General features: G+C 63.3%; 17 protein-coding genes, 2 tRNA genes and 3 rRNA genes. 9 read left to right on the top strand and 13 right to left on the bottom strand.

The window, feature by feature from the left end; genetic code table 11:
* Window positions 1-202: 202 nt before the first annotated feature.
* Window positions 203-850 carry an HAD family hydrolase gene (locus tag P2T60_RS15610; RefSeq protein WP_276280159.1) on the bottom strand — a complete coding sequence of 216 codons (648 nt, stop codon included), beginning with the start codon at window positions 848-850 and terminating at the stop codon, window positions 203-205.
* A gap of 180 nt (window positions 851-1,030) precedes the next feature.
* Here P2T60_RS15610 and P2T60_RS15605 point away from each other — a divergent pair, with 180 nt between their 5' ends.
* The 5 genes from P2T60_RS15605 to P2T60_RS15585 all read left to right on the top strand — a co-directional run bounded on the left by P2T60_RS15605 (window position 1,031) and on the right by P2T60_RS15585 (window position 5,635).
* On the top strand, window positions 1,031-1,867 hold the full coding sequence (locus P2T60_RS15605; protein ID WP_276280158.1) for a spondin domain-containing protein: 837 nt from the start codon (window positions 1,031-1,033) through the stop codon (window positions 1,865-1,867).
* A gap of 51 nt (window positions 1,868-1,918) precedes the next feature.
* Window positions 1,919-2,695 (top strand): endonuclease NucS domain-containing protein, encoded by a 777-nt coding sequence (locus P2T60_RS15600; protein WP_276280157.1) that lies wholly within the window; start codon window positions 1,919-1,921, stop codon window positions 2,693-2,695.
* Between the two features lie 23 nt (window positions 2,696-2,718).
* Window positions 2,719-3,759 (top strand): tRNA-intron lyase, encoded by a 1,041-nt coding sequence (endA, locus tag P2T60_RS15595; RefSeq protein WP_276280156.1) that lies wholly within the window; start codon window positions 2,719-2,721, stop codon window positions 3,757-3,759.
* A 13-nt stretch (window positions 3,760-3,772) separates the two neighbouring features.
* The gene (locus P2T60_RS15590) at window positions 3,773-5,362 is read left to right on the top strand and encodes a tryptophan--tRNA ligase (protein WP_276280155.1); all 1,590 of its coding nucleotides are present in this window, start codon (window positions 3,773-3,775) and stop codon (window positions 5,360-5,362) included.
* Window positions 5,363-5,434: 72 nt separating this feature from the next.
* Window positions 5,435-5,635: a DUF8123 family protein gene (locus P2T60_RS15585; RefSeq protein WP_276280154.1), complete on the top strand. Its 201-nt coding sequence runs from the start codon at window positions 5,435-5,437 to the stop codon at window positions 5,633-5,635.
* A 275-nt stretch (window positions 5,636-5,910) separates the two neighbouring features.
* On the opposite strand, the gene P2T60_RS15580 is transcribed toward P2T60_RS15585, so the two are convergent.
* Complete coding sequence (locus P2T60_RS15580) at window positions 5,911-6,723, bottom strand: hypothetical protein (protein ID WP_276280153.1); 813 nt, start codon at window positions 6,721-6,723, stop codon at window positions 5,911-5,913.
* Window positions 6,724-6,962: 239 nt separating this feature from the next.
* Between P2T60_RS15580 and P2T60_RS15575 the strand changes: the two genes are divergently transcribed.
* On the top strand, window positions 6,963-7,943 hold the full coding sequence (locus tag P2T60_RS15575; RefSeq protein ID WP_276280152.1) for a Gfo/Idh/MocA family protein: 981 nt from the start codon (window positions 6,963-6,965) through the stop codon (window positions 7,941-7,943).
* Window positions 7,944-8,648, top strand: a complete 705-nt coding sequence (locus tag P2T60_RS15570) for a 5-formyltetrahydrofolate cyclo-ligase (protein ID WP_276280151.1) — start codon at window positions 7,944-7,946, stop codon at window positions 8,646-8,648.
* Between the two features lie 62 nt (window positions 8,649-8,710).
* Here P2T60_RS15570 and P2T60_RS15565 read toward each other — a convergent pair whose 3' ends face one another.
* The 8 genes from P2T60_RS15565 to P2T60_RS15530 form a co-directional block, all read right to left on the bottom strand.
* A complete protein-coding gene (locus tag P2T60_RS15565; protein ID WP_276280150.1) occupies window positions 8,711-10,642 on the bottom strand; it encodes a right-handed parallel beta-helix repeat-containing protein in 1,932 nt (643 codons plus the stop codon).
* A gap of 11 nt (window positions 10,643-10,653) precedes the next feature.
* On the bottom strand, window positions 10,654-11,037 hold the full coding sequence (locus P2T60_RS15560) for a hypothetical protein (RefSeq protein WP_276280149.1): 384 nt from the start codon (window positions 11,035-11,037) through the stop codon (window positions 10,654-10,656).
* Between the two features lie 274 nt (window positions 11,038-11,311).
* Window positions 11,312-11,387: transfer RNA gene (locus P2T60_RS15555), tRNA-Cys, on the bottom strand.
* Between the two features lie 133 nt (window positions 11,388-11,520).
* Window positions 11,521-11,642, bottom strand: a 5S ribosomal RNA gene (gene rrf / locus P2T60_RS15550).
* Between the two features lie 126 nt (window positions 11,643-11,768).
* A 23S ribosomal RNA gene (locus tag P2T60_RS15545) occupies window positions 11,769-14,689 on the bottom strand.
* A gap of 218 nt (window positions 14,690-14,907) precedes the next feature.
* Window positions 14,908-14,979 (bottom strand) — tRNA-Ala (locus P2T60_RS15540).
* 149 nt (window positions 14,980-15,128) lie between these two features.
* Window positions 15,129-16,599 (bottom strand): 16S ribosomal RNA (locus P2T60_RS15535).
* The 16S, 23S and 5S rRNA genes sit together here with 2 tRNA genes alongside, the layout of an rRNA operon.
* 902 nt (window positions 16,600-17,501) lie before the next feature.
* Complete coding sequence (locus P2T60_RS15530) at window positions 17,502-17,810, bottom strand: non-histone chromosomal MC1 family protein (RefSeq protein WP_276280148.1); 309 nt, start codon at window positions 17,808-17,810, stop codon at window positions 17,502-17,504.
* Window positions 17,811-18,060: 250 nt separating this feature from the next.
* Here P2T60_RS15530 and P2T60_RS15525 point away from each other — a divergent pair, with 250 nt between their 5' ends.
* Together P2T60_RS15525 and P2T60_RS15520 are read left to right on the top strand one after the other, a co-directional pair.
* Window positions 18,061-18,258: a hypothetical protein gene (locus P2T60_RS15525; protein WP_115798291.1), complete on the top strand. Its 198-nt coding sequence runs from the start codon at window positions 18,061-18,063 to the stop codon at window positions 18,256-18,258.
* A gap of 45 nt (window positions 18,259-18,303) precedes the next feature.
* Window positions 18,304-19,413: a quinone-dependent dihydroorotate dehydrogenase gene (locus P2T60_RS15520; RefSeq protein WP_276280147.1), complete on the top strand. Its 1,110-nt coding sequence runs from the start codon at window positions 18,304-18,306 to the stop codon at window positions 19,411-19,413.
* A 227-nt stretch (window positions 19,414-19,640) separates the two neighbouring features.
* On the opposite strand, the gene pheT is transcribed toward P2T60_RS15520, so the two are convergent.
* The 3 genes from pheT to P2T60_RS15505 form a co-directional block, all read right to left on the bottom strand.
* On the bottom strand, window positions 19,641-21,365 hold the full coding sequence (gene pheT, locus P2T60_RS15515) for a phenylalanine--tRNA ligase subunit beta (protein WP_276280146.1): 1,725 nt from the start codon (window positions 21,363-21,365) through the stop codon (window positions 19,641-19,643).
* On the bottom strand, window positions 21,365-22,873 hold the full coding sequence (gene pheS / locus P2T60_RS15510) for a phenylalanine--tRNA ligase subunit alpha (RefSeq protein WP_276280145.1): 1,509 nt from the start codon (window positions 22,871-22,873) through the stop codon (window positions 21,365-21,367). Before pheS ends, pheT begins: the two co-directional genes overlap by 1 nt.
* 478 nt (window positions 22,874-23,351) lie before the next feature.
* Window positions 23,352-24,530: an aspartate kinase gene (locus tag P2T60_RS15505; RefSeq protein ID WP_276280144.1), complete on the bottom strand. Its 1,179-nt coding sequence runs from the start codon at window positions 24,528-24,530 to the stop codon at window positions 23,352-23,354.
* Window positions 24,531-24,577 lie beyond the last annotated feature (47 nt).

The following is a 24,577-nucleotide window of genomic DNA, read 5'->3' as shown; positions in this document are numbered from 1 at the left end:
GTGCGGATTAGAAATCTCTACGTTTGTTTTAGCTAAATATAGCTATGCTTTAGCACTGTCTAGGTTGTTCTGACCGTCCGCGCGGTCCGTTTCACCCGGCGTTCCGGTGCGGACGGGCGCGGCGCGTGCGCGCCGCACCCGTCCGCGCGAGGCCTATCAGGAGCGCCTGCCGGTGTCGTCGGGAGCAACGCTCCCGGGGGACTCACTCGCCGAGCAGAATCGACCGCAACTCCTCGGGCGACTCCGCCACCGCGTCGGCGGCCGACAGGTCCAACCGCTCGTCGGACTGGTTGCGGTAGCCCACGACCCGCATCCCGGCGCGCTCGGCCGACTCGACGCCGTTCTCCGAGTCCTCGACGGCGATGCACGCCTCGGGCGCGACGCCGACCTGTTCGGCGGCGTACTCGTACACGTCGGGTTCGGGCTTGCTCTTGGCGTCGATTTCCTCGGCGCTAATCACCCGGTCGAACGACTCCCGGAGGTCGAAACGGTCCAACATCCGAGAAATCCAGTCGTGGGGCGACGACGAGACCAGCGCGACGGTCCGGCCCTCCGCGCGGAGGTCGGCCACGAGGTCCCGAAAGTTCGCCTGCAAATCGACCTTCTCGCCGTAGATGTCGCGGGCGGCCTCCTCGTAGCGCGCGACGAACTCGTCTTTACTCGCGGTCATCTCGTGGCGCGCTTCGAGGTAGTCGTAGATTTCCCGGAAGTTCATCCCGGTCGTCTCGGAGGTGTCGGCCGACCCGGAGACGGCCGAGGGCAGGATGTCGGTCTGCTCGGTCTCGACCCAGTAGCGTTCGGAGTTGACGATAACGCCGTCCATGTCGAACAGCACAGCCTTCGATTGCACGAGTGAGACGACGGGACGGACGGAGAAAGGCGTTCCCTCCGACCGGACGGAAAGCCGGAGTTTCCAGCGGAGATACGTCGTTACCCGGTCGCAATGGTCGTTGCCGCGTCGAACGGTCGACTTTCGGGCGTGAACGACGGAACCGGTTTATCCGCTCGGTTGGCGTTCTCCCGACGAAACATGACGAACGACTCGATACCGACGACTCGGCGGACAGTTCTGACGGGCGTCGCGAGCGCGTTGACGGCCGTCGGCGTCGCGGGCGCGCAGGAGACGACCACCGAAGCAGGAACGACGACCGCACGCGGGGAGACCACGGCGTTTCAGGTCCGCATCGTCAACGCCTCCGGACCGGACGCACTGCAACCCGAAGGCGGCGAACCGGGACCGGTCGTCCTCTCGCCGGGGGTGTACGCGGCCCACTCGCCGAGCGTGCAACTGTTCGCGTCCGACGAGTCGGCACCCGAAGGACTGGAGGCACTCGCGGAGGACGGCGACCCCTCGCAACTGGCGAGCGCAATCGAGGGCGCTGACGGCATCGTCGCCAGCGGCACGTTCGACACGCCCGTCGCGGGTGGCGAACCCGGTCCCATCGGTCCCGGCGACGCCTACGGCTTTCAGGTGGAGGCCGCGCCGGGCGACCGACTCTCGTTCGCCACGATGTTCGTGCCGTCGAACGACCTCTTCTTCGCGCCGGGACCGAACGGCATCGAGTTCTTCCGCGACGGCGACCCCGTCTCGGGGGACGTGACCGGACAGGTCGCGCTCTGGGACGCGGGGACCGAGCGAAACGAGGCACCCGGTGCCGGGCCGAATCAGGCCCCGCGTCAGTCCGGGCCGAACACCGGACCCGAGGAAGACGCGCCGGTCCGACGCATCGAGGACGTGGACGACGGTTACGAGTACCCGGACGTGTCCGACTCGATTCAGGTCCTCGTCGTCCCGGAGGACGCTGGCGGCGTCACTACCGACGACGGCGAGACGACCGAGGAAGCCGAAACCACGGCGACGGAGTAACCGCGTCGGTCGGGCGAAGGTTTACATCCGAGAACGGGACGAACCCTTCCCGTGACCGAAACCGTCCACGTCTACGCCGGAGAGTGTACGACGACCCATCGGAGCAGTGACGACTCCTGCCACCAGCGAGGCCGAGTCGTAGTCGTCCACAAGCCGGACGGAACCGTCCTCGTCCACGACGCCGAGGGGTACCAACCGGTCGCGTGGCTTACCCGCGCGGAGGCAGTCCACCGCGAAACCGACGGCGACGGGGGCTTTGCCATCGTCGCCGTCAAGGACCGCGAGCGCCTCCGCGTCGAGAGCCACGGCGACCCCGACCACGCGCGCCACGACGCGACTCCGGCGGGAACGCGGGTCGGCACCTGCCGGAAGTGTGACGGCACGCTAGTCCGCGCTCGCGGGGCAGTCACCTGCCTCGACTGCCCGGCCGAGTACGGCCTGCCGCGTGACGCCGCGATGCTCGATTCGACCTGCGACTGCGGCCTGCCCCGGATGGCAGTCGAACGCGGCGCGCGGTTCGAACTCTGCGTGGACCGCGACTGCGAGGACTTGGACGGCGCGGTCCGCGAGCGATTCGACCGCGAGTGGTCGTGTCCCGACTGCGACGGAGACCTTCGGGTCCTGCGCGAGCGCACCCTCTATCTCGGGTGTGAGAACTCCCCCGACTGCGAAGAGACGTTCACGCTCCCCGACCGGTCGGTAGTCGGGACCTGCGACTGCGGTCTCCCCCGCGTCCCGAGCGACTCGGGACGCGGCGACGACCCGACGTGCCGAGGCGACTCGCGGTGTCTCGACGCCGACTGCGACGAGACACCGGAAACCGTTTGACGCCGCGAACCGGAACGACGCCTATGGACGGACGCCTGCGTGACGACGAAGTGGTGGTCGGCGGTGACGCCCGCCAGCGCTACTACGACTCCAGCGGGTACGGCCGACCGCTCGGCGGGCAGGAAGTCGCACTCTCGCGGGTCGAGGCCGCCTACCTGTTGTTCAAGGGCGACATCGACAGCGTGGAGAAGATGGGCTTCCGAGAGTTCCTCGCCGACGCGGGCGAGGAGATAACGACCCGGTTTCTGGTGTACGCCGACCTGCGGGACCGAGGGTTCTACCTCTCGCCTGCCCGCGACGGGTGGGTCGATGCCCCGCGGTCGAACTCCGACTTCGTGGTCTACCCCCGCGGGAAGGGACCGTGGGACGACGCGGTTCTCTACCAAATCCGGGTCGCCAGCGAGCGCGCAGACGTGCCCGCCGAGGAGTTGGGCGACGTGGTACTCGCGGTGGTGGACGAAGAGAGCGAGATTACTTACCTCGAAACCGACCGGGCCGACCTCCGGGGGAGTTCGGGCACCGACCTCCCGCGGGGCGTTCCGGGCAACGTGGTAGACGACCGCGTGCTGGTGTGGGACCCACCCGAGACGCTCCACGAGCGAGGCTTCTACGGCCAACCGCTCGACGGCAGGGACCCGAACCGGGACGTGCCGAGCGCGCTCCAGTTGTCGCTCGTGGAGGCGGCCTATCTCGCCAGCGAGGGCGTCCTCTCGCTCGACGCGGACGCCGAGACGGTCCGCGAGCGCGGCCGGGAGGTCGAAGGCGCGCGATTCGACCGACGGCTTCGGGTGTACCGGGCGCTCCGGGAGCGCGGTGTCGTCCCCAAGACCGGATTCAAGTTCGGGGCGGACTTCCGGACCTACGCCGACGTGGAGTCGGTCGATGATTTGGGCCACTCGGAGTGTCTAATTCGCGTGCTTCCGGCCGACCACGTGTTCTCGCCGCGGGACCTCGCGCTCGACGTGCGTCTCGCTCACGGGGTCAGGAAGCGGATGATTTTTGCGCTCGTAGGACCGAACGAAGAGATAACCGACTGGATTTCCGTAGGCCGACTGACGCCATGACACGAGTGAGACTATGACACGAGACACCGACAGCCAACGCGAGGACGAGACAGCAAAAGAACCGCTTCCCGACGGTGGGACCGCCGCAGAAGAGGGCGGAGACGACGTTGCGCTCGACCCGTGGGGGTCGGCGACCGTCTCGGACTACCGGAAACTGTTCGAGGAGTTCGGAATCGAAGAGTTCGACGAGGTGCTTCCCGAAGTTCCGGACCCCCACTACCTGATGCGCCGCGGGGTCATCTTCGGCCACCGGGACTACCGCCGGGTCGCCGACGCGATGCGCGACGACGAACCCTTCGCCGCGCTCTCGGGGTTCATGCCGACCGGCGACCCCCACATCGGCCACAAGTTGGTCTTCGACGAGATAATCTGGCACCAACAGCAGGGCGGGGACGCCTACGCGCTCATCGCCGACCTCGAAGCCCACAGCGCCCGCGGGATGACGTGGGCCGAAATCGACCAGCACGCCCGCGACTATCTCCTGTCGCTTCTGGCACTCGGATTCGACCCGGAAGAGGGGACCCTCTACCGGCAGTCGGGCGACCGGGACGTGCAGGACCTCGCGTTCGAGTTGGGGTCGGAGGCCAACTTCTCGGAGTTGGAGAACATCTACGGCTTCTCGGGCGAGACCAGCGTCTCGCACATGCAGAGCGTCGTGACCCAGATGGCCGACATCCTCTATCCGCAACTGGACGAACCCAAGCCGACGGTCATCCCGGTCGGCCCGGACCAAGACCCCCACGTCCGCCTCGCGCGTGACCTCGCGGCCCGGATGGGCTACTTCGGCGTGACGAAGGCCTACGCGAGTTTCGAGGCCGACGCCGAGGAGCGCGAACTGCTCGCGGCGGCGTACGCGGCGCTCTCGGAGGAGGCCGAGGGGAGCGGCGACGGACCGGTTCGGTGCGAGGACGCCGCCGACTGGATAACAGACGAGATGGCTCCCGACGACGCCCGCGAGAGCGCGACCAAGAAGCTACGCGAGGCGGGAAAGGAACCTCTCCGGCCCCGCGTGCGGTTCCTCGACCGGAACGCGACCGACGAGGCGTTCGAGGCGCTCATCGACGCCGTGGAGGGCGAAAAGCGCGTCTTCGACGAACACGTCGATTCGTTCGACCTGTCTCGGGAAGAAGCCGAAGAGTTGGCCCGCGAGGTCGAACTCGACCACGGCGGCTACGGGTTCGTCGCGCCCTCCTCGATTTACCACCGGTTCATGACCGGACTGACCGGCGGGAAGATGTCGTCGTCGGTCCCGGCGAGTCACATCAGCCTGCTTGACGACCCCGAAGACGGCTACGACAAGGTGAAGGCCGCGACCACCGGCGGCCGGGAGACGGCCGAGAAACAGCGCGAACTCGGCGGGAAGGCAGACGAGTGTCCGGTGTACGAACTCTACGCCTACCTGCTGGCGGGCGACGACGACGAGTTCGCCAAGGAGGTCTACGACGAGTGTGTCGGCGGCGAGCGACTCTGTGGCGACTGCAAGGAGCAGGCCGCCCAGTTGATGCGCGAGTTCCTCGAAGACCACCAAGAGAAGCGCGAGGAGGTCCAAGACCTGCTGGAGCAGGCCGACATCCAGTTGGACAGCGACCGCAAGCGAGACTGACGGCGTTCCCTTCCGGGACGGTCGTCGGTCGTTTCAACAACAGTTAACCCCTCGCGCCCGGAGGGACGACACATGGCGACCGCGAACGCGGACAGACTCGAACCGCTCGGTATCGGCTTCGGCGTACTGCTCGTTCTCATCGGACTTGCGACCATCGTCGGCACGCCGTGGGCGTACAAGTCCGGCGGGATTCTCGTGCTGGTCGGGCAGGCCCTCGGCGCGGTGGCGGCCATCGCCGTCGGCGCTGGACTGGCGTGGGTCGCCCGGAACTGAACCGGGGACTCGAACGCGGCCGAACTGTTCAGTCTCGAGGCGATTCTCGTGCTGGTCGGGCAGGGGTCTCGCGGCGGTTCGACGGACCGCCGCGAGACCGGACCGCGCGGGGAGAAATAAAAATATTCCTCTCACAATGAAACTGGTTCGTTAGACACAGATATAGTGTTCCGGACCGGGGCACGAGCGGCGACGAGCGAACCGCTGAACCGACGGCATCGTCGCTGACAATCGGGCGCGACGAACCGAAGTCGCGGAGAAACCGAGCGCGGCGGTTACTTGTTCGGCAGGAACGCGAGACCGAACAGCAGGATGACTGTGAGGACGCTCAGGATGGCGATACCCCACAGACCCGCGATGCGCTCGTCGAAGTTGTCGATGTCGCTGACTTCCGACTGGTAGGCGGCGGGGTCGGAACCGAGTTGAACGACGCCCTCCTCACCTTCGGGGAAGTGCGCGACGAACGTCTCGTTGTCGTTCTCGGGGCCGAGCGTGAGGTTCGTGCCCTCGCTCAGCGAGTTCTCCGTCGCTCGCGGCGCGGTCCACGCCACCGACGCGGCGTCGGCGGTGACGTTCGTCACCGTGGTCCGGTTGCCCTCGTACTGGAAGTCGTCGCCTTCGGCGTACTCGCGGGTCTCGGGTTCGCCGAACTGCTGGTTCTTGTACTCCTCGACGGGAACGAGCGACTTGTTCTGGCCGTCGTCGACCACGACGTACTCGGTTTCGTTCTGCGTGACCGTGGTGACGTTCTCGCTCAGGTTGAACTCCTGACGGAGCGTGAACTGACTGGGGTCGGACTCGTTCGGGATGAAGACCCGGTACGTGGAGTTGTCCAACTGGGTCGTGGAGTTGTTCGCCAACTCCGCGGTGTAGCGCGCCGACTCGTTGACGCGGGTGAGCGTTCCCTCTCCGTCGCCGAGCGACGTGACCGTGTACTCGTAGCCGTTGACGGTCAGCGTGTCGTTCTGGGCGTACGTCTCCCCTTGCACGTCTATCCCCGGCTCTTGGGCCACTCCGATGAGCGAGTAGGACCCGGCGGCGATTACGAGAAAGAGGACGGCGTACACCGTCGCGGCTCGTCGTTGCATGTTCGAACCGTTTCGACGCGGGCGGTTTAATGATTACTTTTCGGCGATGAGAACGGGCCGCCGGAATCGGGGGCGAATAGGACGGGAGCGAACCGAGAGATGCTTTCCGAGACGGGATTCGGAGATGGGACCCGCCACTGCGGACCTCGTGCCGGAGATTATTCGTCCGGCACGACGAGCGCCGGACCGCCCGCGTCTCGAACTGTGACTTTTTCTGCCGGGCGCGCGAGGTGTCGGACATGAACTTCGGCGTCATCAGCACTGCCAACATCGGGCGCGCGGCGGTCGTCCCCGCGATTCGAGCCACTGACCACGATGTCCTCGCGGTCGCTTCGCGCGACCCGGAGTCGGCCGATGCGTTCGCCGACGCGTTCGGCGTCCCGCGTGCGTACGGTTCCTACGACGAACTGCTCGCGGACGACGACGTGGACGCGGTGTACAACCCCCTGCCGAACGCACTCCACGCCGAGTGGACCAAGAAGGCCGCCGACGCGGGACTCCACGTCCTCTGCGAGAAACCCCTCGCGGTCAGCGCCGACCAAGCCCGCGAAGTCGGCGACTACTGCGCCGAGCGAGGCGTGACCCTGATGGAGGCGTTCATGTACCGCTACCACCCCCGAACCGAGCGCGCGGTCGAAATCGTCCGCGAGGAACTGGGCGACGTTCGCTCGGTGAAGGCCGCCTTCCAGTTCCCGATGGACGACCCCGAGAACGTCCGCCTCGACTCGGACCTCGCGGGCGGGAGTCTGATGGACGTGGGGTGTTACGCGGTCAGCGCGGCCAGACGCTTCCTCGGGGAACCCGACCGAGCGTACGCGACGACCCACGACGCGGGCGACTACGGCGTAGACACGAAACTCGCGGGCGTGTTGGAGTACGGAGAGGGGAAAACGGCGGAGGTGTCCTGCGGGTTCGAGACTGCCGACGCCCAGTGGTACCGCGTCGAGGCAGAGAACGGGTGGCTCGAAGCGCGCGAGGCGTTCGTCCCGCGCGGCGAGGGCGGCGTCGAACTGGAGTACGAGGTGGGCGGCCGCCACGCAGTCGAGACGTTCGACCCGACCGACCAGTACCGACTGGAGGTCGAACACTTCGCGGCGTGCGTCGAGGCGGGTCGGACTCCGCACACCGACGCCGACGAAGCGGTCCGGAACATGGAGACTATCGACGCGCTGTACGAGAGCGCCGAACGCGGCGAGTCCGTCGAGGTGGAGGGTCGATAGATGGACAAACAGGCCCTCCGCGAGAGAATCTGGGACCACCTCGAAACCGAGGGCATCGCGCGGTTTCCCTTCCCGCCCCACGACCGCATCCCGAACTTCGAGGGGGCCGGGAACGCCGCCGACCGACTCGCAGAGACCGACGAGTGGCAGTCTGCCGACGCCCTCAAAGCCAACCCCGACGCGCCTCAACTGCCCGTCCGTCGGCGCGCGCTCCGGGAGGAAAAGACCGTCTACATGGCCGTGCCGAGACTCCGTGACGAGAAGCCCTTCTACGAACTCGACCCCGCGGAGATTCCGCCCGAGGAGTACGACAGCGCGCCGACCATCTCGCACGTCGAATCGCACGCCCGGCAGGTGGGTCCCGACGAAGTGCCGGAAATCGACCTCGTGGTCTCGGGGAGCGTCGCCGTCACCGCGGCGGGCGCGCGAGTCGGCAAGGGCGAGGGGTACAGTGACCTCGAATACGCGGTCCTCCGGGAGTTGGAACTCGTCGGTCCGGAGACGCCAGTCGCCACGACGGTCCACGACTCGCAGGTGGTCGAAGAAGACGTGCCGGTCGAAGACCACGACGTGCCGATGGACCTCGTGGTGACACCGACGCGAACGATTCGGACCGAAACCGAGTTCGAGCGACCGACGGGCGTGTTTCGAGAGGAACTGACAGACGAGCGAATCGCGGAGATTCCGGTGCTTCGAGAACGTTAGACTGCCTCCCGGTGAGTTCGGATTCCCGAATCGCTCGGTCGAAGCCGGGGTACGAGGGCGTCTCAGAGCTGCGTCGTCGTGACGGACCCGTTGTTGTCCACGGTAATCTCGTACTCGGCAGTGCCGTCCGGTGTCGTCACGACGAAGCCTTCCCCGGCCGGGTTCGGCCGGTTCGCCATCGTTCGGACTCCCGTCGCGGACCCCAGCGACCACGCACTCCCGTCCGCGGGAGCCATGTTTCCGACCCAGAGATTTCCGCTTCCGGCGTCGGAGAACGAGGCGCTCCCGCCGCGGGTCGCTACGTGGTTCCCGAAGGCGAGTACGTTCTGAGTTTGGACATCCAGTTCCGGGACGCCGTTACTGCCTTGGTTGTTCGCGTCGAGCGAGTTGCCGTAGACGGTGACGCCGCGGTCACTGGCGGTGCCGCCCTGATTGACGACGATTCCCTGTTCCTGACAGAAACGAATCTGGTTCTGAGCGACCGTCGCAGGAGCCATCTGGTTCACCATTTTGACACCGACGGTTCCGGCGTTCCGAACTATGTTTCCGGTAACCTTGTGATTCGAGTATCCCGAAGTGACGATTCCCTCGCCACCGACGCCCGCGATGAGGTTGTTCGAGACGTTGACGTTGTGACCCTTCGTGACCCTGACGCCGCCGTAGTTGTAGCCGAGCAGAATATTGTTACTGATGTTCACCCACGAGTCCTCGCTTCTGACCGCGCTTCGGATGCCGAAGTGGTCGGCGTTCCGCCCGTCACCGACGTTCCCGATAGCCGACACCGCCTTCACGTTGACCGCGTTTCGCCCGAACTGGATGAGTTTGCGATGTTGGCCCGCTCCCACGTTCCCGACGACGGCGAAGTAACCCCGCTCGCTCCTCGGGGTCGTGTTCCGCGAAGCCGACTTCCCGAACGCGACGATGCTACCCTTCGCGTTGTCGCGTCCGAAGTTGTTGACGACGCTCGCGTTCTTGGCGATGTACGAGTCGTCGTCGGGTTCCGTGACGTTGAGCGAGATACTGTCACCGTAGCCGTTCGTGAGGACGTTGCCGCGGACGAGGAGGTTCGTACCAGCGGCTTGGATGCCCCGGTCACCGATGTCATCGACGCGATTTCCGACGAGTTCGACGTTCGCCGCGTTCTTCCGAACGGTGAACCCGCTCCCACCGGAGTTGAGTTCGTGATACGGGTGGGTCTGGGTCGCGTAGTTGTCGCGGAACGTGACGTGGGAGGCGTTCTGGTCGGCGACGAACGCGTGGAGACGCTTCGCCGTTCCGGACATGTTCCCACTGTTCCCGTGGAAGCCGAGTCCCTCGACGCGGACGTGTTTCGTCGCGGAGTCGTGCCCGACCCGAACTCCACCGACGTTGCTCCCGTCTGCGGGCTTGATTAGCGGCTGACCGTCCCGCGCGAACTGGCTTTCGGCGAGGACGGTGACGTAGTTGGCGTCGATGTCGAGCCACTGACCCGGTCGGTACGGCGTGTCGGGTTGCGCGATACGGAGCGTTTCGCCAGCAGAGAGGTTAGCGAACGCAGATTCGAGTTCCGAAGTCGAAGTGACGAACGTGTCGGCTACGCCCGAAATCGAGTCGTAACTCGCGGAGGGTCGGCGGTTCACCGCCGACGAGGTTTTGGCGGCCGCGTCGAGTTTCTGAATCAACAGCGAGGGACTGCCCGGAGCAGAGCCATCGGCGTTGACTTCGATTGTCACGTCGTTCCGGTTGCTGGGGTCTACGACCAAGAAGACGTAGTTCGTCCCCGATGAGTCGGCCAGTGAGAGACCACTCCGGGGGTCGGCGAAGACATCGTACGCTTTCACGTTCTTCTTGAGGACGGCGTGTCCGGCACTGACATCGAACTTGCCGTTCGCCCAGTCGGGCGTAACCGCGAGTCCGCGCTCAACGTAGTCTGTGCTGTTGTCGCGCGCACGGCGAGCGGCGAGATTGGTTTCGCTTAGTGCGTCGTCGGTCTGAAAGAGAACTTTGTCAGCCATAAATTTCGTTTTTAGTTGACATCCGTATCGTTACCGACGTAGATGTCCGAACCCACGTCAGAACCCGTTTCGGTCGTAGCAGGCGGCCGAGAACCACCGTTGCCTTGGTTCGGTGAATCGTCGGTGGTCGTCTCCGTCGTGGCCGTCGTCGGCACCGTCGGCGACGAGGTGCCGGTCGTCTCGGTGTCGTCGCCGGTCGTCCCACCGACGGTTGCGGCACCGACGGTGGTCGTCGTCGTCCGAACCGATGTCGTCGTCCCTACTGTCGTCGTCTCCGGCGTCTGCTGGGTGTCGGTCGTCTGGTCAGAGCCGAAGTCGAGGCTACCGCCACATCCCGCAAGACTGGTAAGACCAGTGACAGAGAGACCCTGAAGTAGTGACCGTCGGTCAAGCATGGTTTTCTCTTGCTACGGATATATCTTAAATCATACGCCACTCAGACCGAGCGACGAGCCGGAAAACAACGTGCAATTGACACCCGCTCGGAAATACTCGTCAGTCACCGAACGATACTCGTCGACGGACCTCGGGAACCGCGTAATACTCGCGTATCTGAACGACGTGAGAAACTACGAGCGGATTCGAACCGGCGGAAGACGAAGCGTTAGCGAGTTTTCCGGAGTTCGAACAGATATGGCCATCGCTCCTTCTCTTTGTTTCGCGTAGAAAAGCCAAGGGCCGGATTTGAACCGGCGGTAGGCGGCTCTGCAGGCCGCTGCGTTCGGCCGGACTCTGCCACCTTGGCGCTACTTTCTGCTAATCGCTCGGCGCGCTTAAATATAGCGGTCTTCGGCGGAGGTTGCCGCTGTTACGCGGGCGTGGTTCAGAATGAACAAACCCCGCGACGGCGGGATGCCGTCGCGGGGTCTGATATGAATGGGAGGCGGCGAATCGGGGTTTCCAGAGGCTCGCGCACTCCAGTACTTGCCGAAACGCAGGCGGGCTTAACTTCCGTGTTCGGGATGGGTACGGGTGTCGCCCCGCCGCTCTGGCCGCCTTAACGCCGACTCGCGGAATCGAACCGCGAACCATGTGTCCAACGTCGGTAGTTCGATGGTGTAACCGTATGTACGTGCAATCCAGATAGCGCCTGGACCCGACTTCTCGGGTGCAGTGCGGCAATATGAGTGTGTGGCGTTGACCTGTTAGTGCTCGCGGACTGAACGTCTCGTTGCCTCGACGCGTACATCCCGAGTCTATCGAACTCGTCTTCTACGAGTGGTCTCGGTTGGTATCTCTTTTCCAGGTGGGTTTCGAGCTTAGATGCGTTCAGCTCTTACCCCGTGTCACGTGGCTGCCCGGCACGCGCTCTCTCGAACGACCGGTAAACCAGTGGTGACCAATCGGAGTTCCTCTCGTACTATACGATCGTTCCCGTCAGATACCGTAACACCCCCAATAGATAGCAGCCGACCTGTCTCACGACGGTCTAAACCCAGCTCACGACCTCCTTTAATAGGCGAACAACCTCACCCTTGCCCGCTTCTGCACGGGCAGGATGGAGGGAACCGACATCGAGGTAGCAAGCCACTCGGTCGATATGTGCTCTTGCGAGTGACGACTCTGTTATCCCTAAGGTAGCTTTTCTGTCATCTATCGCCCGCATCAAGCAGGCTGATAGGTTCGCTAGACCACGCTTTCGCGTCAGCGTCCCTTGTTGTGCAGGACACTGTCAGACTTCCTTTTGCTCTTGCGCTCTGTTCCGCGTTTCCGACGCGGATGAGGAAATCTTGGGGCACGCTCGATATCTTTTCGAGCGTGTACCGCCCCAGTCAAACTGCCCGGCTACCGGTGTCCTCCTCCCGGAGTGAGAGTCACAGTCACTAACGGGTAGTATTTCAATGTTGCCTCGGTGGCCCGCTGGCGCGGGTACCTGTGTACTGGCTCCTACCTATGCTGCACATTAGCGACCGTGTCTCAGCGACAGCCTGCAGTAAAGCTCTATAGGGTCTTCGCTTCCCCTTGGGGGTCTCCAGACTCCGCACTGGAACGTACAGTTCACCGGGCCCAACGTTGGGACAGTGACGCTCTCGTTGATCCATTCATGCAAGCCGCTACTGAAGCGGCAAGGTACTACGCTACCTTAAGAGGGTCATAGTTACCCCCGCCGTTAACGGGTCCTTCGCCCCATTGTACTGGGTGTTCAGATACCCGCACTGGGCAGGATTCAGTGACCGTACGAGTCCTTGCGGATTTGCGGTCACCTATGTTGTTACTAGACAGTCGGAGCGTCCGAGTCACTGCGACCTGCCTCTATGCGAGGCAGGCATCCCTTATCGCGAACTTACGGGACTAACTTGCCGAATTCCCTAACGTCGGTTGTTCCCGACAGACCTTGGCTTTCGCCGCCAGAGTACCTGTGTCGGATCTCGGTACGGACGCTATGCTCCCTTTTCACGGGCCCTAGGTAGCATCAACTTGCGCTATTTCCGGATTCGTTCGCTTCGTGCCGTTACGGCTTCCACGAAGTTCTCGGATTTGACCGGGCGAAAGCCCGGCTTGATGGTTCCCAAGGCGTTGGTTTTGTTGCATAGCGGCACAGGAATATTAACCTGTTTCCCTGTTGTCTCAGTCGAGTTGCGGTGAGACTTAGGACCGGCTAACCCTCGGCTGTTCAGCATTGCCGAGGAACCCTTACTCGTAAGGTCGTCGGGGTTCTAACCCGACTAACGCTGCTACTATGACCAGGATTTTCGTCCCTATTCGGTCCACACGAACTCTCGTCCGCGCTTCCGTCCGAACAGAGTGCCAACCTACTCGATCACCGTGTTACGGGTGCGGCTAGGTCTCGGTGGTAGACTTGAGCCCCGATCATTTTGGGCGCCTCAAACCTCGGCCGGTAAGCTGTTACGCTTTTCTTAGAGGGTAGCTGCTTCTAAGCTCACCTCCCGGCTGTCTAGGGCTTGAGACCACCTTCAGATTGCACTTAGTCTACACTTTGGGACCTTAACCCAGCTCTGGGTTGTTCCCCTCCTGGTGCACAGGCTTACCCCGCACACCGGATTCCCCGCGTCGACGGCGTTCGTAAGTTTGGAGTTTGACAAGGGGGCCGACTTCTCTCGAAGTCGGCGCCCCTAATCGGTCGCTCTACCTCACGAACTACCTCGGCGGAGGTCATGCTTCGACATGTTTCGGTTGGAACCAGCTGTTGCCAGATTCGATGGGCCTTTCACCCCTACACGTAGGTCACGGGAGGGTATTGTAGGACACCATCCCTAACAGGCCTCCACGTGGCTTTCGCCACGCTTCACCTTGCCCACGCGTAGATCATCTGGTTTCGGGTCGCATCCGAATGACTCCCCGCCCTTGAAGACGGCGGCCCTCGCCTGTGAAGGCTGCGGCCATGTTGGTTTCCCTGTGCCTGCCCGGATACACCGGTTAGGCTCGCCAGTCAGATGCACTCCCTGGTTCGTTTTTCAAAACGTACGACAGAACACCGGCTTCCTACGATTCTTACTGTGGGTTTGCACCCGTGTCATTTTTCGCAGGACCTTGTGTGCCCTGTCGCTCCATCGCCAACTGATTTCAGGCTCTGTTGCACCTCCCGTTGTGGGGTGCTTTTCAGCGTTCGCTCACGCTACTTGTTCGCTATCGGTCTCGAGACGTGTTTAGTCTTCGCGGTCGATGCCCGCGATATTCACGAGGAATTTCCAATCCCCGCTACTCTGGAGCTGACGCACGCCGTACTGAGTCTCGTTACGGGGCTTTCACCCTGTATCGCGCTCCGTTTCAGGAGACTTCACGAGACTGGTCGAGCGATGAGTGTCAGTCCGAACACCACATTGCCCGTGAGGGCTTCGGTTTGGACTGGGTCGTTTTCACGCGCGGTTACTCACGACATCTCTTGCGGTTTCTTTTCCTGCCGGTACTGAGATGTTTCAGTTTCCGGCGTTCCCCATTGCGCGAAGCAATTGCGGTGGGGATTCCCATTCGGAAATCCTAGGTTCTTTGCCTCCGTGCGGCTCCTCTAGGCTTATCGCAGCTTGGCACGTCCGTCGTCGGCGCTCGAGCCGAGCCATCCACCAGCTGGCACAGTAGCCACGCTGTTGGAATTGTTGGTCGCACTGTGACCCGGTCGGTCGGATCCAGTGGACGCCTGGATTGCACGTACATACGGTCGTCATTGCCACGTCCTATAGGTGGTATAGGAGCGTGCATCGAACCCTTCCCACCCGCGCTTTCACGGGGTGGTGCATCGGTCTTCCGGACCTGAACGTTACGCCGTCTCCCACTTAAGGGACACGGTTTCACTCCAGTCCGGGGTATGGACCCACTGGGATTTGAACCCAGGGCATCCTCCTTGCAAAGGAGGCACTCTACCACTGAGCTATGGGCCCGTTCCCCTCGCCGGGGAAGGTGTGCGTCAGCCTTGGCAGTTCTAAGGTGCCCGACCATCGAGGTGGTCGAGGTCGTCGAGGAACCCTCGTGTGTCCGTCGTAGTGACGGACGGGTGGTGGGCCAAGCGTGTCGCTTGGTCCCGTGCGTTAGGAGGTGATCCAGCCGCAGATTCCCCTACGGCTACCTTGTTACGACTTAAGCCCCCTTGCGAAGCCCAGATTCGACCACCGTGGGTGGCCTCATCCGGACCTCACTCGGGTGCTTTGACGGGCGGTGTGTGCAAGGAGCAGGGACGTATTCACCGCGCTCTTCTGAAGCGCGATTACTACCGAATCCAGCTTCATGAGGGTGAGTTTCAACCCTCAATCCGAACTACGACCGAGTTTAAGAGATTACCGTCCCCTTTCGGGGTGGGAACCCGTTGTCTCGGCCATTGTAGCCCGCGTGTAGCCCAGCTCATTCGGGGCATGCTGACCTACCGTTGCCCGTTCCTTCCTCCACGTTAGCCGTGGCGGTCTCCCTAATGTACCCAGCTACCACGAGGGTACTGCTGGCAATTAGAGATGCGGGTCTCGCTCGTTGCCTGACTTAACAGGATGCCTCACGGTACGAGCTGACGGCGGCCATGCACCTCCTCTCAGTAGGTCTAGTAAGCTCATCACACTGACTGTCACTCCTACTGTCGGAGCTGGTGAGATGTCCGGCGTTGAGTCCAATTAAACCGCAGGCTCCTCCGGTTGTAGTGCTCCCCCGCCAATTCCTTTAAGTTTCATCCTTGCGGACGTACTTCCCAGGCGGCTCGCTTCTCGGCTTCCCTACGGCACAGCGCTGGCTCGTAGCCAACGCCACACCTAGCGAGCATCGTTTACAGCTAGGACTACCCGGGTATCTAATCCGGTTCGTGACCCTAGCTTTCGTCCCTCACCGTCGGGTCCGTCTTCTTGAGGCGCTTTCGCCACCGGCGGTCCGTCCAGGATTACGGGATTTCACTCCTACCCCGGACGTACCCCTCAAGTCTTCCGGCCCCAAGCCAGCTGGTTTCCGCCGGACGCCCACTCGTTGAGCGAGTGGATTTCCCGACGGACCTGTCTGGCTGGCTACGGACGCTTTAGGCCCAATAATAGCGGCCATCACTTGGACTGCCGGTATTACCGCGGCGGCTGGCACCGGTCTTGCCCAGTCCTTATTCCTACACCGCCCTACGGTGTAGAAAAGCGAGGACTATATGCCCTCGCACTCGGAGTCCCCTTATCGCACTGTCGTGCAGTGTAAAGTTTTCGCGCCTGCTGCGCCCCGTAGGGCCCGGAATCTTGTCTCAGATTCCGTCTCCGGGCTCTTGCTCTCACAACCCGTACCGATTATCGGCACGGTGGGCCGTTACCCCACCGTCTACCTAATCGGCCGCAGCCACATCCTATAGCGCCGGAGCGTTTCTGAGTTCCGTCATTCCAGAGTGGAACTCGTATCCAGCATTAGCCTCAGTTTCCCGAGGTTATGGTGGTCTATAGGGTAGTTTGGCCACGTGTTACTGAGCTATCTGCCACGGGTCTAAACCCGTGCGACTAGCATGGCTAAATCGGACTCCGATAGCAATGGCCTCCGGCAGGATCAACCGGAATGGTTGCCGAGCACAGAGGCTCGGTGGGTTTCTGGCGGAGACACATGTATCGTGTCTATCTTCTATGGTCCGTCAGTTCGACGACCCCAAACCGCGTCGTTGGTCGGGTGTCACCGAACTGCCAAGGCTAACATCAGATTCCATCGTGTACGGCGGACCGCAGGGGTGGAATCCTCATTTCCTTCGGACCCGAACGTTGGCTTCGATTGGTCTTAAACCCATCGAAACCTCGTCGGTTCCGAGAACGCGGGACGAATCGAACGTCCCGCGAATCACGTCGAATCTTTCTCTGCATTCAAGTTCAAGGAACCCTTCATACTTAAGGGCACCGAACTTGGTTCGTCCTTCGGTGGGTAGACCCCCGAAGGCTCGTTCACACTCAATCCAAATACCCTGTTACACTTAAGGGCATCGGATTGGGCGTCTTGTCGTCGTCCGAAATCGCAGGACGACGGCGACATCCAATCCGAGTGCCCCTATACACTTAAGGGCAACGGATTGAGGGCGTGTTTCGAGAGACCGCCGAGACGCCTTAAAAAGGCGTCGATTTTTGGCGTCTCCCGGAGGCCCAAACCACCGGACCTCGTTCGCATTCTAACGAAGGCCGGGGTTACACTTAAGACCGTCGAACCGAACCGACATCGGGGTGAGATAACGTGCCAATCACTTCTGGCGACTCGGGGAGAACCGAGAGTTCGCGTCGAGGAATCACGCGTCGGAGAAGTGTGTGGCGCAGGTAGAGGACAACCGGTCATCCTCCGCGTCGTACAGTCGTCCCGGTGAGTGTCGCCCTCGTAGGCAGGTCTACGGACAGCGCGGTCCCACTATTTCTCACGCGCACGCAAAGAAGATATAGCTAGTCGAAGACGGTGAAAACGGTTGGAAAAGTCGTTCCCGACCGCTCTACTCATCGAGGTGTTCGATACCCTGTTTCGAGACGTTGGCCTCGGTAATCTCGTCCGGCATCCAGTCGGGTTTGTCGTCGGGAGCAGATTCGTGCCACGCCCAGCCGTCGTAGATGTGAACCTTGTCCGTTCCCTTCTCCCGAAGTCGCAGTTCGGTTCGGTCGGCGGCGTCCTCCGACGCCGCCGGGTCGAGGCGACGGGCCGCTTTCAGTGCGGCCTGTCGGGGAGTGTTTCCTGAAAAGACACTACTCTCGTCGCCGTCCGATTCTCGAAGCGCGAAATTCCGTTTACCGTCTTCACGTACCATGGTTTTTTCCTCCATGACAATCCAGCACAGGACTCGTTATAAATATATCGCCGATATGAGCCATTCTAGCCAGAAGCCTTATATACCGAAATTGCGCCGTCGTGCGGTTCTTCCCCCGGTTTTTCGAGTCGAGACAACGGCGTCGTAGCGGTGGCGGGACGGGAGACGAGCGAGGGGAGAACGACAACGGGTAGGGCGGTAGAAAACACTTAAGTATAATCTGGGGCGAACGTATGCGTACAATACCGCGATGGTACGGAAAAAGAAGCTCAGCCCCAGTGGCGCGAAAGGCGAGGACGGCGAGTATCACAACGTCCACATCAACCTGCACGAGGACGAACTCGCCGTCGCTGGCATGGACATCGGCGACGAGGTGTTCGTGCGCGTCAGGGAAGACAAAATCATCATCCAGAAGGCTGACAAAGACGAGGTCGAACACGAATTCTGACCCGGAACGAGGGCTTTTTGCCACCGGAATCAGGGTAAACGTACGATGAACGTCTACCAGTTGGTGAAACCACTGCTCTTCGGACTTCCCGCGGAGACGGCACACGACGCCGTACACGCGGGGATGCGCGTCGCGCAGGGAACGCCGATAGCGGACGCGCTCCGAAAGCGATACACCATCGCCGACGACCGTCTCCGCGTCGAAGCCTTCGGCAACGAGTTTCCGAATCCGGTCGGCGTGGCCGCAGGATTCGACAAGAACGCACAGGTACCCTCCCTGCTGGCCAGTCTCGGGTTCGGCCACGTCGAAGTCGGCGGCGTCACCGCCGACCCCCAGTCGGGGAACGCTCGCCCGCGGATGTTCCGCCTGCGCGAGGACGAGGGCATCGTCAACCGGATGGGGTTGAACAACCACGGCGCGGACGTGGTAGGCAAGCGCCTCGCCGCCGCGGACGTGGACGTGCCGGTCGGCGTCAACCTCGCCAAGACCGAACACGTCGCTATCGACGACGCGCCCGAAGACTACCGCTACACCTATCAACGAGTCGCCGACGGTGGTCCCGCGAGCGAGTCGAGTGGGACCTCGCCGGACGGACGGTCGTCCGGCGGCGGGGACTTCTTCGTCGTCAACGTCTCGTGCCCCAACTCGGAGGGGTTCCGCGACTTGCAGAACCGCGATTCGATGGAAGCCATCCTCACGACGCTACAGGACGCGGGCGCGAGTCCGCTTCTCGTCAAACTCTCGCCCGACCTGCCGGACTCGGCAGTCGAGGACGCCCTCGACCTCGTGAACGAACTCGGTCTCGATGGCGTCATCGCCACGAACACGACGACCGACCGCCCCGCGACGCTCCGAAGCCACAACCGCGCCGAGGAGGGCGGACTCTCCGGCAAGCCAATCGAACCGCGCGCGACCCGGATGGTCAGATTCGTCGCCGAGCGCGTAGACGTTCCGGTCGTCGGCGTCGGCGGCGTCTTCACCGCCGAGGACGCCTACAGGAAGCTTCGTGCGGGCGCGCACGTGGTCCAACTCTACACCGGACTGGTCTACCGCGGTCCCTCTATCGCCCGCGACATCAACCGGGGTCTGCTCGACCTGCTAGACCGCGACGGCTTCGACTCGGTGGAAGACGCAATCGGCGCGGACTTGGAGTGAAACTCCGCTCGGCCGTCGATTCCGTGCGGTCGGCGCGCGGGAGCGACGGCCGAGCGGACCGAAGGAGCGGCTCGTGCGAGGGACGAACGACCGCGCGAAGCGCGGGAGTGAGGAGGGTGGGAAGGACGAGGTGCGGTATGATTTGCTCAAGTCTGAAGTTAGCTCTCTCGGCAAACCGCAGTACGGGAAAAGAAACCGCGGCACACGGCCGAAAAGAGTACCCGGAGCTATTCCAGCGCGTCGAGTCGGAACTCGAACGCCGCCACCGGCAACTCCAAGTCGTGTTCGACCAGCACCTCGGGGTGAACCTCGCCGACGACGCCGACCGACTCGCCGTCGATGACGACCGATGCCGCGCGGCCGTCGATGAACGTCGGGTGGTCGGTCGCGGGCGTTTCGAGTTCCGCGTCGAAGTTGCGCGCGATGGCCTGTAGTCGGGCCTTCGCGTCCTCGTAGGAGGCGTCGTGGCGCGCGAGGACGCCAGCGACCGTCCGGCGCTCGGCGAGTCCGGTGTTCTGGCCGTCGTCCACGCGGGCCGAGAATCCGACTTCCGCGAGGTCCTGCGGGTAGGCCCGGTGGGTGTTGTTCTCCAGCACCATCAGCAACGAGGGGAGCGCCCACGTCCGGAGCATGGTGTAGTCCTCGCTGTAGGGTTCGAGGATAGTCGCGGGTTCGTCCGCGCCGAAGGCGTCGTCGTCCGGAGCGACGCTCATCCGGTCGAAGTTCTCTTCCTCGCTAATCATGTGGAAGTTGAGCAGGTCCTCGAAGCCGAGACCCACCAGCACCTCACGGGCGGCGTCCTCCAACTTCGACCGAGCGTGTCGGCCGCCGACCGTCCCCACGTCGGGGTAGCGCGGTTCGAGGTCGTTGAAGCCGTAGGCCCGACCCACGTCGTCCACGATGTCGAGGGGGTGAAGCACGTCCACCCGGTAGGGCGGCACTTCGACTTCGTAGGCGAGTTCGTCGTCGCCGACTTCCTCGACTTCGGCGTCGAGACCCGAGCGTTCGAGCAGGTCCAGCACGCGCTCTGCGCTCAGGTCGATGCCGAGCATGCTCTCTACGTCCTCGTGGGTCACCGTCTTCTCGCGGACCTCGAAGTCGGGACGGACGAGCGTCCGGTCGGGATAGCGGACTTCGACCTCCTCGACCTTCGCGCCGCGGGCGTCCAGCGCGTAGCAGATGATGTTGCACATGTGGTCGATGGTCCACTGGTCGGTGCCGGTCAGTTCCACGAACAGGTCCCGCGAGTCGGTCGAAACCTCGGTCCGGCGGCCGTTGATGACCGGCGGGAACGAGAACAGACCGATGTCGTCGTAGATGGCGGGGTAGCGGTCGTACTCCGACACGAGGTCGGCGTAAGTCTCGCCGGTCGGATGCGAGCGAAGGACTTCCTCGGGCGTCATCTCGGCGTCCGCGTCGAGGGGGACGAACCGGTCGCCGTCGGGGTCGATTCCCCGGTAGGTGATGGACTTGCCCACTTCCGACTCCTCTTCGGTGAGCGCCTCGCCTTTCAGCATCGTCAGGTCGTGGATGCCGATTGCGCCCTTCGCGCGCTTGCGGCCCATCGTCGCGTGGAGTTTCTCCTGCAACTGGATGAGCGAGTTCAACGCCTCGTCGTCGAGGCTCACGTCCCGAATCACCGCGCCCGTGACGTAGGGTCGCTCGTCGGGGACCGACTCATCGACTTCGATGGTCCAGTCGGCGTCGTTGGTGCCGGGGACGTAGATTCCCCGGTCGTCGCCGTACTGGTAGCGAAGCGAGCGCGCGACCCCTTCGACCGAGAGTCGGTCGAGTCGGTCGGGCGCGAACTCCAACTGGAGGTCGTCGTCCTCCGTTCGACCCTCGAATTCGAGACCGAGCGCGAACAGGTCGTCTACGAGTTCGTCGTCGGACTTCTCGTCGTGGCCGGTCAACTCGCGGAGTTCGTCGGGGTTTATGTCTACGACAGGCATCAGTGCAGCACCTCCGTCTCGCGGAGCAGTTCGAGGTCACACAGCGTCCCGTGGATGTCCCGGATGTCCTCGAAACCGTACATCAGCATCAGCAGGCGTTCGAGCGAGAGTCCCCACGCCATCACGTCGCAATCGACGCCGAGCGGTCGGAGGACTTCCTCGCGGAACATCCCGCTGTTGCCCACTTCGACCAACTCGCCCGTGGTGGGGTGTTCGCCGAACAGCTCGAAACTCGGCTCCGTGTAGGGGTTGTAGTGGGGCTTGTACCGCAGGTCAGTGATGCCGAACTGCTCGTAGAACTCCTCGAAGGTCCCCATCAGGTCCCGGACCGACAGGTCCTCGGCCATCACCCACCCCTCGATTTGGAAGAACTCCAGCAGGTGGGTCGGGTCGAGCGTGTCGTTCCGATACACTTTCTCGACGCTGAAGAACCGCTGTGGCGGCTCCAAGTCGCCGATTTCGTGGCCCGAGAGGTAGCGCATCGACAGCGAGGTGGTGTGGCCCCGGAGCGCGATGGCCCGCGCGAAGTCCTCGGACCACGGCGAGTGGTAGCCCTCGCCGTCTTCGCCGACGCCCTCGTGGTGGGCGTTCTCGACTCGCTCTACGAGGTCTTCGGGCAGGTCGCCGATTTCGGTCGGGTTCGAGAGGGCGAACCGGTCCCAGTGGGTCCGCGCCGGGTGGTCTTGGGGCATGAACAGCGCGTCGTTTATCCAGAAGTCCGCGTCGGCGTGCGGGCCTTCCATCTCCTCGAAGCCCATGCCGACCAGCGTGTCTTTGACGCGGTTGGCGGTCTGGCGCAGGATGTGGGTCTTGCCGCCCGTGACCTCCTCGGCGTCGGCCTCGACGTTGTACTCGGCGAACTCCACGTCGCGCCACTGGCCGGAGGTCAGCATCTCGGGAGTGAGTTGACCGACAGTCTCGGCCGTCTCGACGCCCTCCATCAGCGCGGTCACGCCCTCGTCGGTCAGCGTCACCGAGCGCACCGTGGACTCGGCAATCGACACGAGACCCCTGCTCTCCAACTGGTCGAGGACCGACTCGTCTTCGACCGGCTCGCCCCCGTCGAGCGCCGCGAGTGCGCTCGCCTCGGCGTCGCTCTCGGGGTCGGCGTCCGGGTCGGCGGTAATCTCGCCGCTCTCTATGGTGCCGTAGCCCTTCCGGGCGTAGTTCGACAGGGCGATGTCCACCTGCGGGCCTTCGAGACCGGACTGGCCGATGACGCGGCCCATCTGGGCGGGTTCCTCGTCGGCACCCGCTTCGAGTGCGGTCTCGTAGAGTCGGACCTCGGGCAGGGCGTCTTCGACGTACTCGCGGCCCTCGTCGGTGAGTTCGACCGTCTCGTCGGTGGACTCTTCGACTGCGACCAGACCCGCCGACTCCAACTCGAAGGCCGCGCCCGTCACCGTCTCGGGCTTCTGGTCGGTTTCGTCTGCCAGTCGTTCGATACTCCGTGCGTCGTTCGCGCTCGCGGCTTGCAGTACCGCGACCTGTGATTCGGGTAGTTTCATCGTGCGTCAGGCTCTCTTTGCTGATACCGTGCCCGTGCGTCCGTTTATCGTTTCTGAAGCGCGGACGACTCCGACTCGTCGGAGTCGTCCGCGCGAGAGCGGTTTCGTCCCCGCCGAGGTCCTCGCTCGGCCGGGAGTCCGCCGCCCGGTCAGGACGCGAAGAAGAAGCCGAACCCCGCGGAGTGGTGCCGTGGCTGGCGAACGCTACCACCGCTGAGGGGTTCGGATGGCATACCCGGAAGTTGTCCGTAATCCGTGAAAAGCGTTCCGGGGCGAGCGACCGCGGGTGAGAACGACGCCGACCCCGAGGCTCAGAGCGAACGACCGGAGGGAGTGAGCGAGCGGCCTTTTTGGTCTCTTCGTGAGCAAAGCGAACGAAGGCTCGTCAGAGCTTGTCTCTGACGGTGCAGCTTTTTCGAGGAGTGGTGGCCGCAGGCCCTCGGCCTGCGGCCACCCGACGAAGAAAAAAGGTGGTGGGCTAGAGTTGGTTCTGGATAATCTCCAGCGTCGCTTCGCGGTCCGACCAGTCCACGAACACCGCGACACTCGTCGCGCTGGTGATGAGGTCGTGGATGTTGATGTGTTCCTCCGCAATCGGATTGACGAGGTTCCGGATGACGCCCGGTTGGTTCGGGAGTTTCCCGCCCATCACGCGGATGGCGGCCACGTCGTCCTCGACGGTGACGCTCGACAGCGAATCGACTTCGATGACCTCGCGGTGGAGGATGTTCTCGGCGCGTTCGGCCACCGTCTCGTCCACGTAGAAGGTAATCGAGTCCATCCCGCTTGCGACCGCATCGACGTTGATGTCGCTGTCGCCGAGCGCGGTCGAGAGTTCTTGGAGGATTCCCGGTCGGTTTCGGATGGCCCGCCCCGCGACGGTGAGGCAGGCCAGCGGTTCCTCGCGCATGTCGATGAGGTTCTCGAACTCGCCGACGACATCGGTACCGCCCGCCAACAGGTCGCCGTGCTGGTAGTGGACCACGCGGACGCTGAGGTTTTCGTCCTTGTACGAGAGTGCGCTGGGAGCGACGACCTCCGCGCCGCGAAACGAGAGGTTGCGGAGTTCGTCCACCGAGATTTCGCCGACGTTGCGCGCGCCTTCCACGACGCTGGGGTCGCCGGTCATCACGCCCTCCACGTCGGTCACGATGACCACCTCGTCGGCGGCCATGTAGTTACCGAGCATGACCGCAGTGGTGTCGGACCCGCCGCGTCCGAGCGTCGTCACGTTGCCCTCGGGGTCTTCCGCGAGGAATCCGGTGATGACCGGGACCACGCCGTCGAGTTCCGCGGCGAGTTCCGCGGCGGCCTCTTTGGTCCTCTCGGCGTCGAGTTCGCCGTGTTCGTCGGTGAAGACCGGCCAGCGGTCGCTTCCCGGTTCCACGAAGACCGCTTCGACCCCGCGGGCGGCTAAGGCGGCTTTCAGCATCCGGACGCTGGTCCGCTCGCCCATGCTGACGATTTCGGCTCGGTCGGCCTCGTCGGTCTCGAACTCGATGTCGTCCAAGAGTTCGTCGGTGGTGTTGCCCATCGCGCTGGCGACCACCGCGATTTCGTGGCCTTCGGCGACTGCACCGGCCACCGAGTCCGCGGCCCGGTTGATTCGGTCGCCGCTTCCGAGACTCGTTCCGCCGAACTTCGCTACTACTCGCATACTATCACCTGCAGATTCGGGGAATCCAGTATGGGACACAGATGCAT

Source organism: Halorussus caseinilyticus (assembly GCF_029338395.1).
In the GTDB taxonomy this organism is placed as follows: Archaea; Halobacteriota; Halobacteria; order Halobacteriales; family Haladaptataceae; genus Halorussus; species Halorussus caseinilyticus.
The sequence above is the reverse complement of the archived record's forward strand: the minus strand, read 5'-3'. Positions and strand labels throughout refer to the sequence as shown.

Bases quoted from the DNA above. Each gene is read 5' to 3' on its own strand.
- P2T60_RS15560 (WP_276280149.1), bottom strand. From the start codon at position 11,037: ATGCTTGACCGACGGTCACTACTTCAGGGTCTCTCTGTCACTGGTCTT.
- pheT (WP_276280146.1), bottom strand. From the start codon at position 21,365: ATGCCTGTCGTAGACATAAACCCCGACGAACTCCGCGAGTTGACCGGC.
- P2T60_RS15520 (WP_276280147.1), top strand. From the start codon at position 18,304: ATGAACGTCTACCAGTTGGTGAAACCACTGCTCTTCGGACTTCCCGCG.
- P2T60_RS15585 (WP_276280154.1), top strand. From the start codon at position 5,435: ATGGCGACCGCGAACGCGGACAGACTCGAACCGCTCGGTATCGGCTTC.
- P2T60_RS15580 (WP_276280153.1), bottom strand. From the start codon at position 6,723: ATGCAACGACGAGCCGCGACGGTGTACGCCGTCCTCTTTCTCGTAATC.
- P2T60_RS15590 (WP_276280155.1), top strand. From the start codon at position 3,773: ATGACACGAGACACCGACAGCCAACGCGAGGACGAGACAGCAAAAGAA.
- P2T60_RS15525 (WP_115798291.1), top strand. From the start codon at position 18,061: ATGGTACGGAAAAAGAAGCTCAGCCCCAGTGGCGCGAAAGGCGAGGAC.
- P2T60_RS15570 (WP_276280151.1), top strand. From the start codon at position 7,944: ATGGACAAACAGGCCCTCCGCGAGAGAATCTGGGACCACCTCGAAACC.
- P2T60_RS15605 (WP_276280158.1), top strand. From the start codon at position 1,031: ATGACGAACGACTCGATACCGACGACTCGGCGGACAGTTCTGACGGGC.
- P2T60_RS15565 (WP_276280150.1), bottom strand. From the start codon at position 10,642: ATGGCTGACAAAGTTCTCTTTCAGACCGACGACGCACTAAGCGAAACC.
- P2T60_RS15575 (WP_276280152.1), top strand. From the start codon at position 6,963: ATGAACTTCGGCGTCATCAGCACTGCCAACATCGGGCGCGCGGCGGTC.
- endA (WP_276280156.1), top strand. From the start codon at position 2,719: ATGGACGGACGCCTGCGTGACGACGAAGTGGTGGTCGGCGGTGACGCC.
- P2T60_RS15505 (WP_276280144.1), bottom strand. From the start codon at position 24,530: ATGCGAGTAGTAGCGAAGTTCGGCGGAACGAGTCTCGGAAGCGGCGAC.
- P2T60_RS15530 (WP_276280148.1), bottom strand. From the start codon at position 17,810: ATGGTACGTGAAGACGGTAAACGGAATTTCGCGCTTCGAGAATCGGAC.
- pheS (WP_276280145.1), bottom strand. From the start codon at position 22,873: ATGAAACTACCCGAATCACAGGTCGCGGTACTGCAAGCCGCGAGCGCG.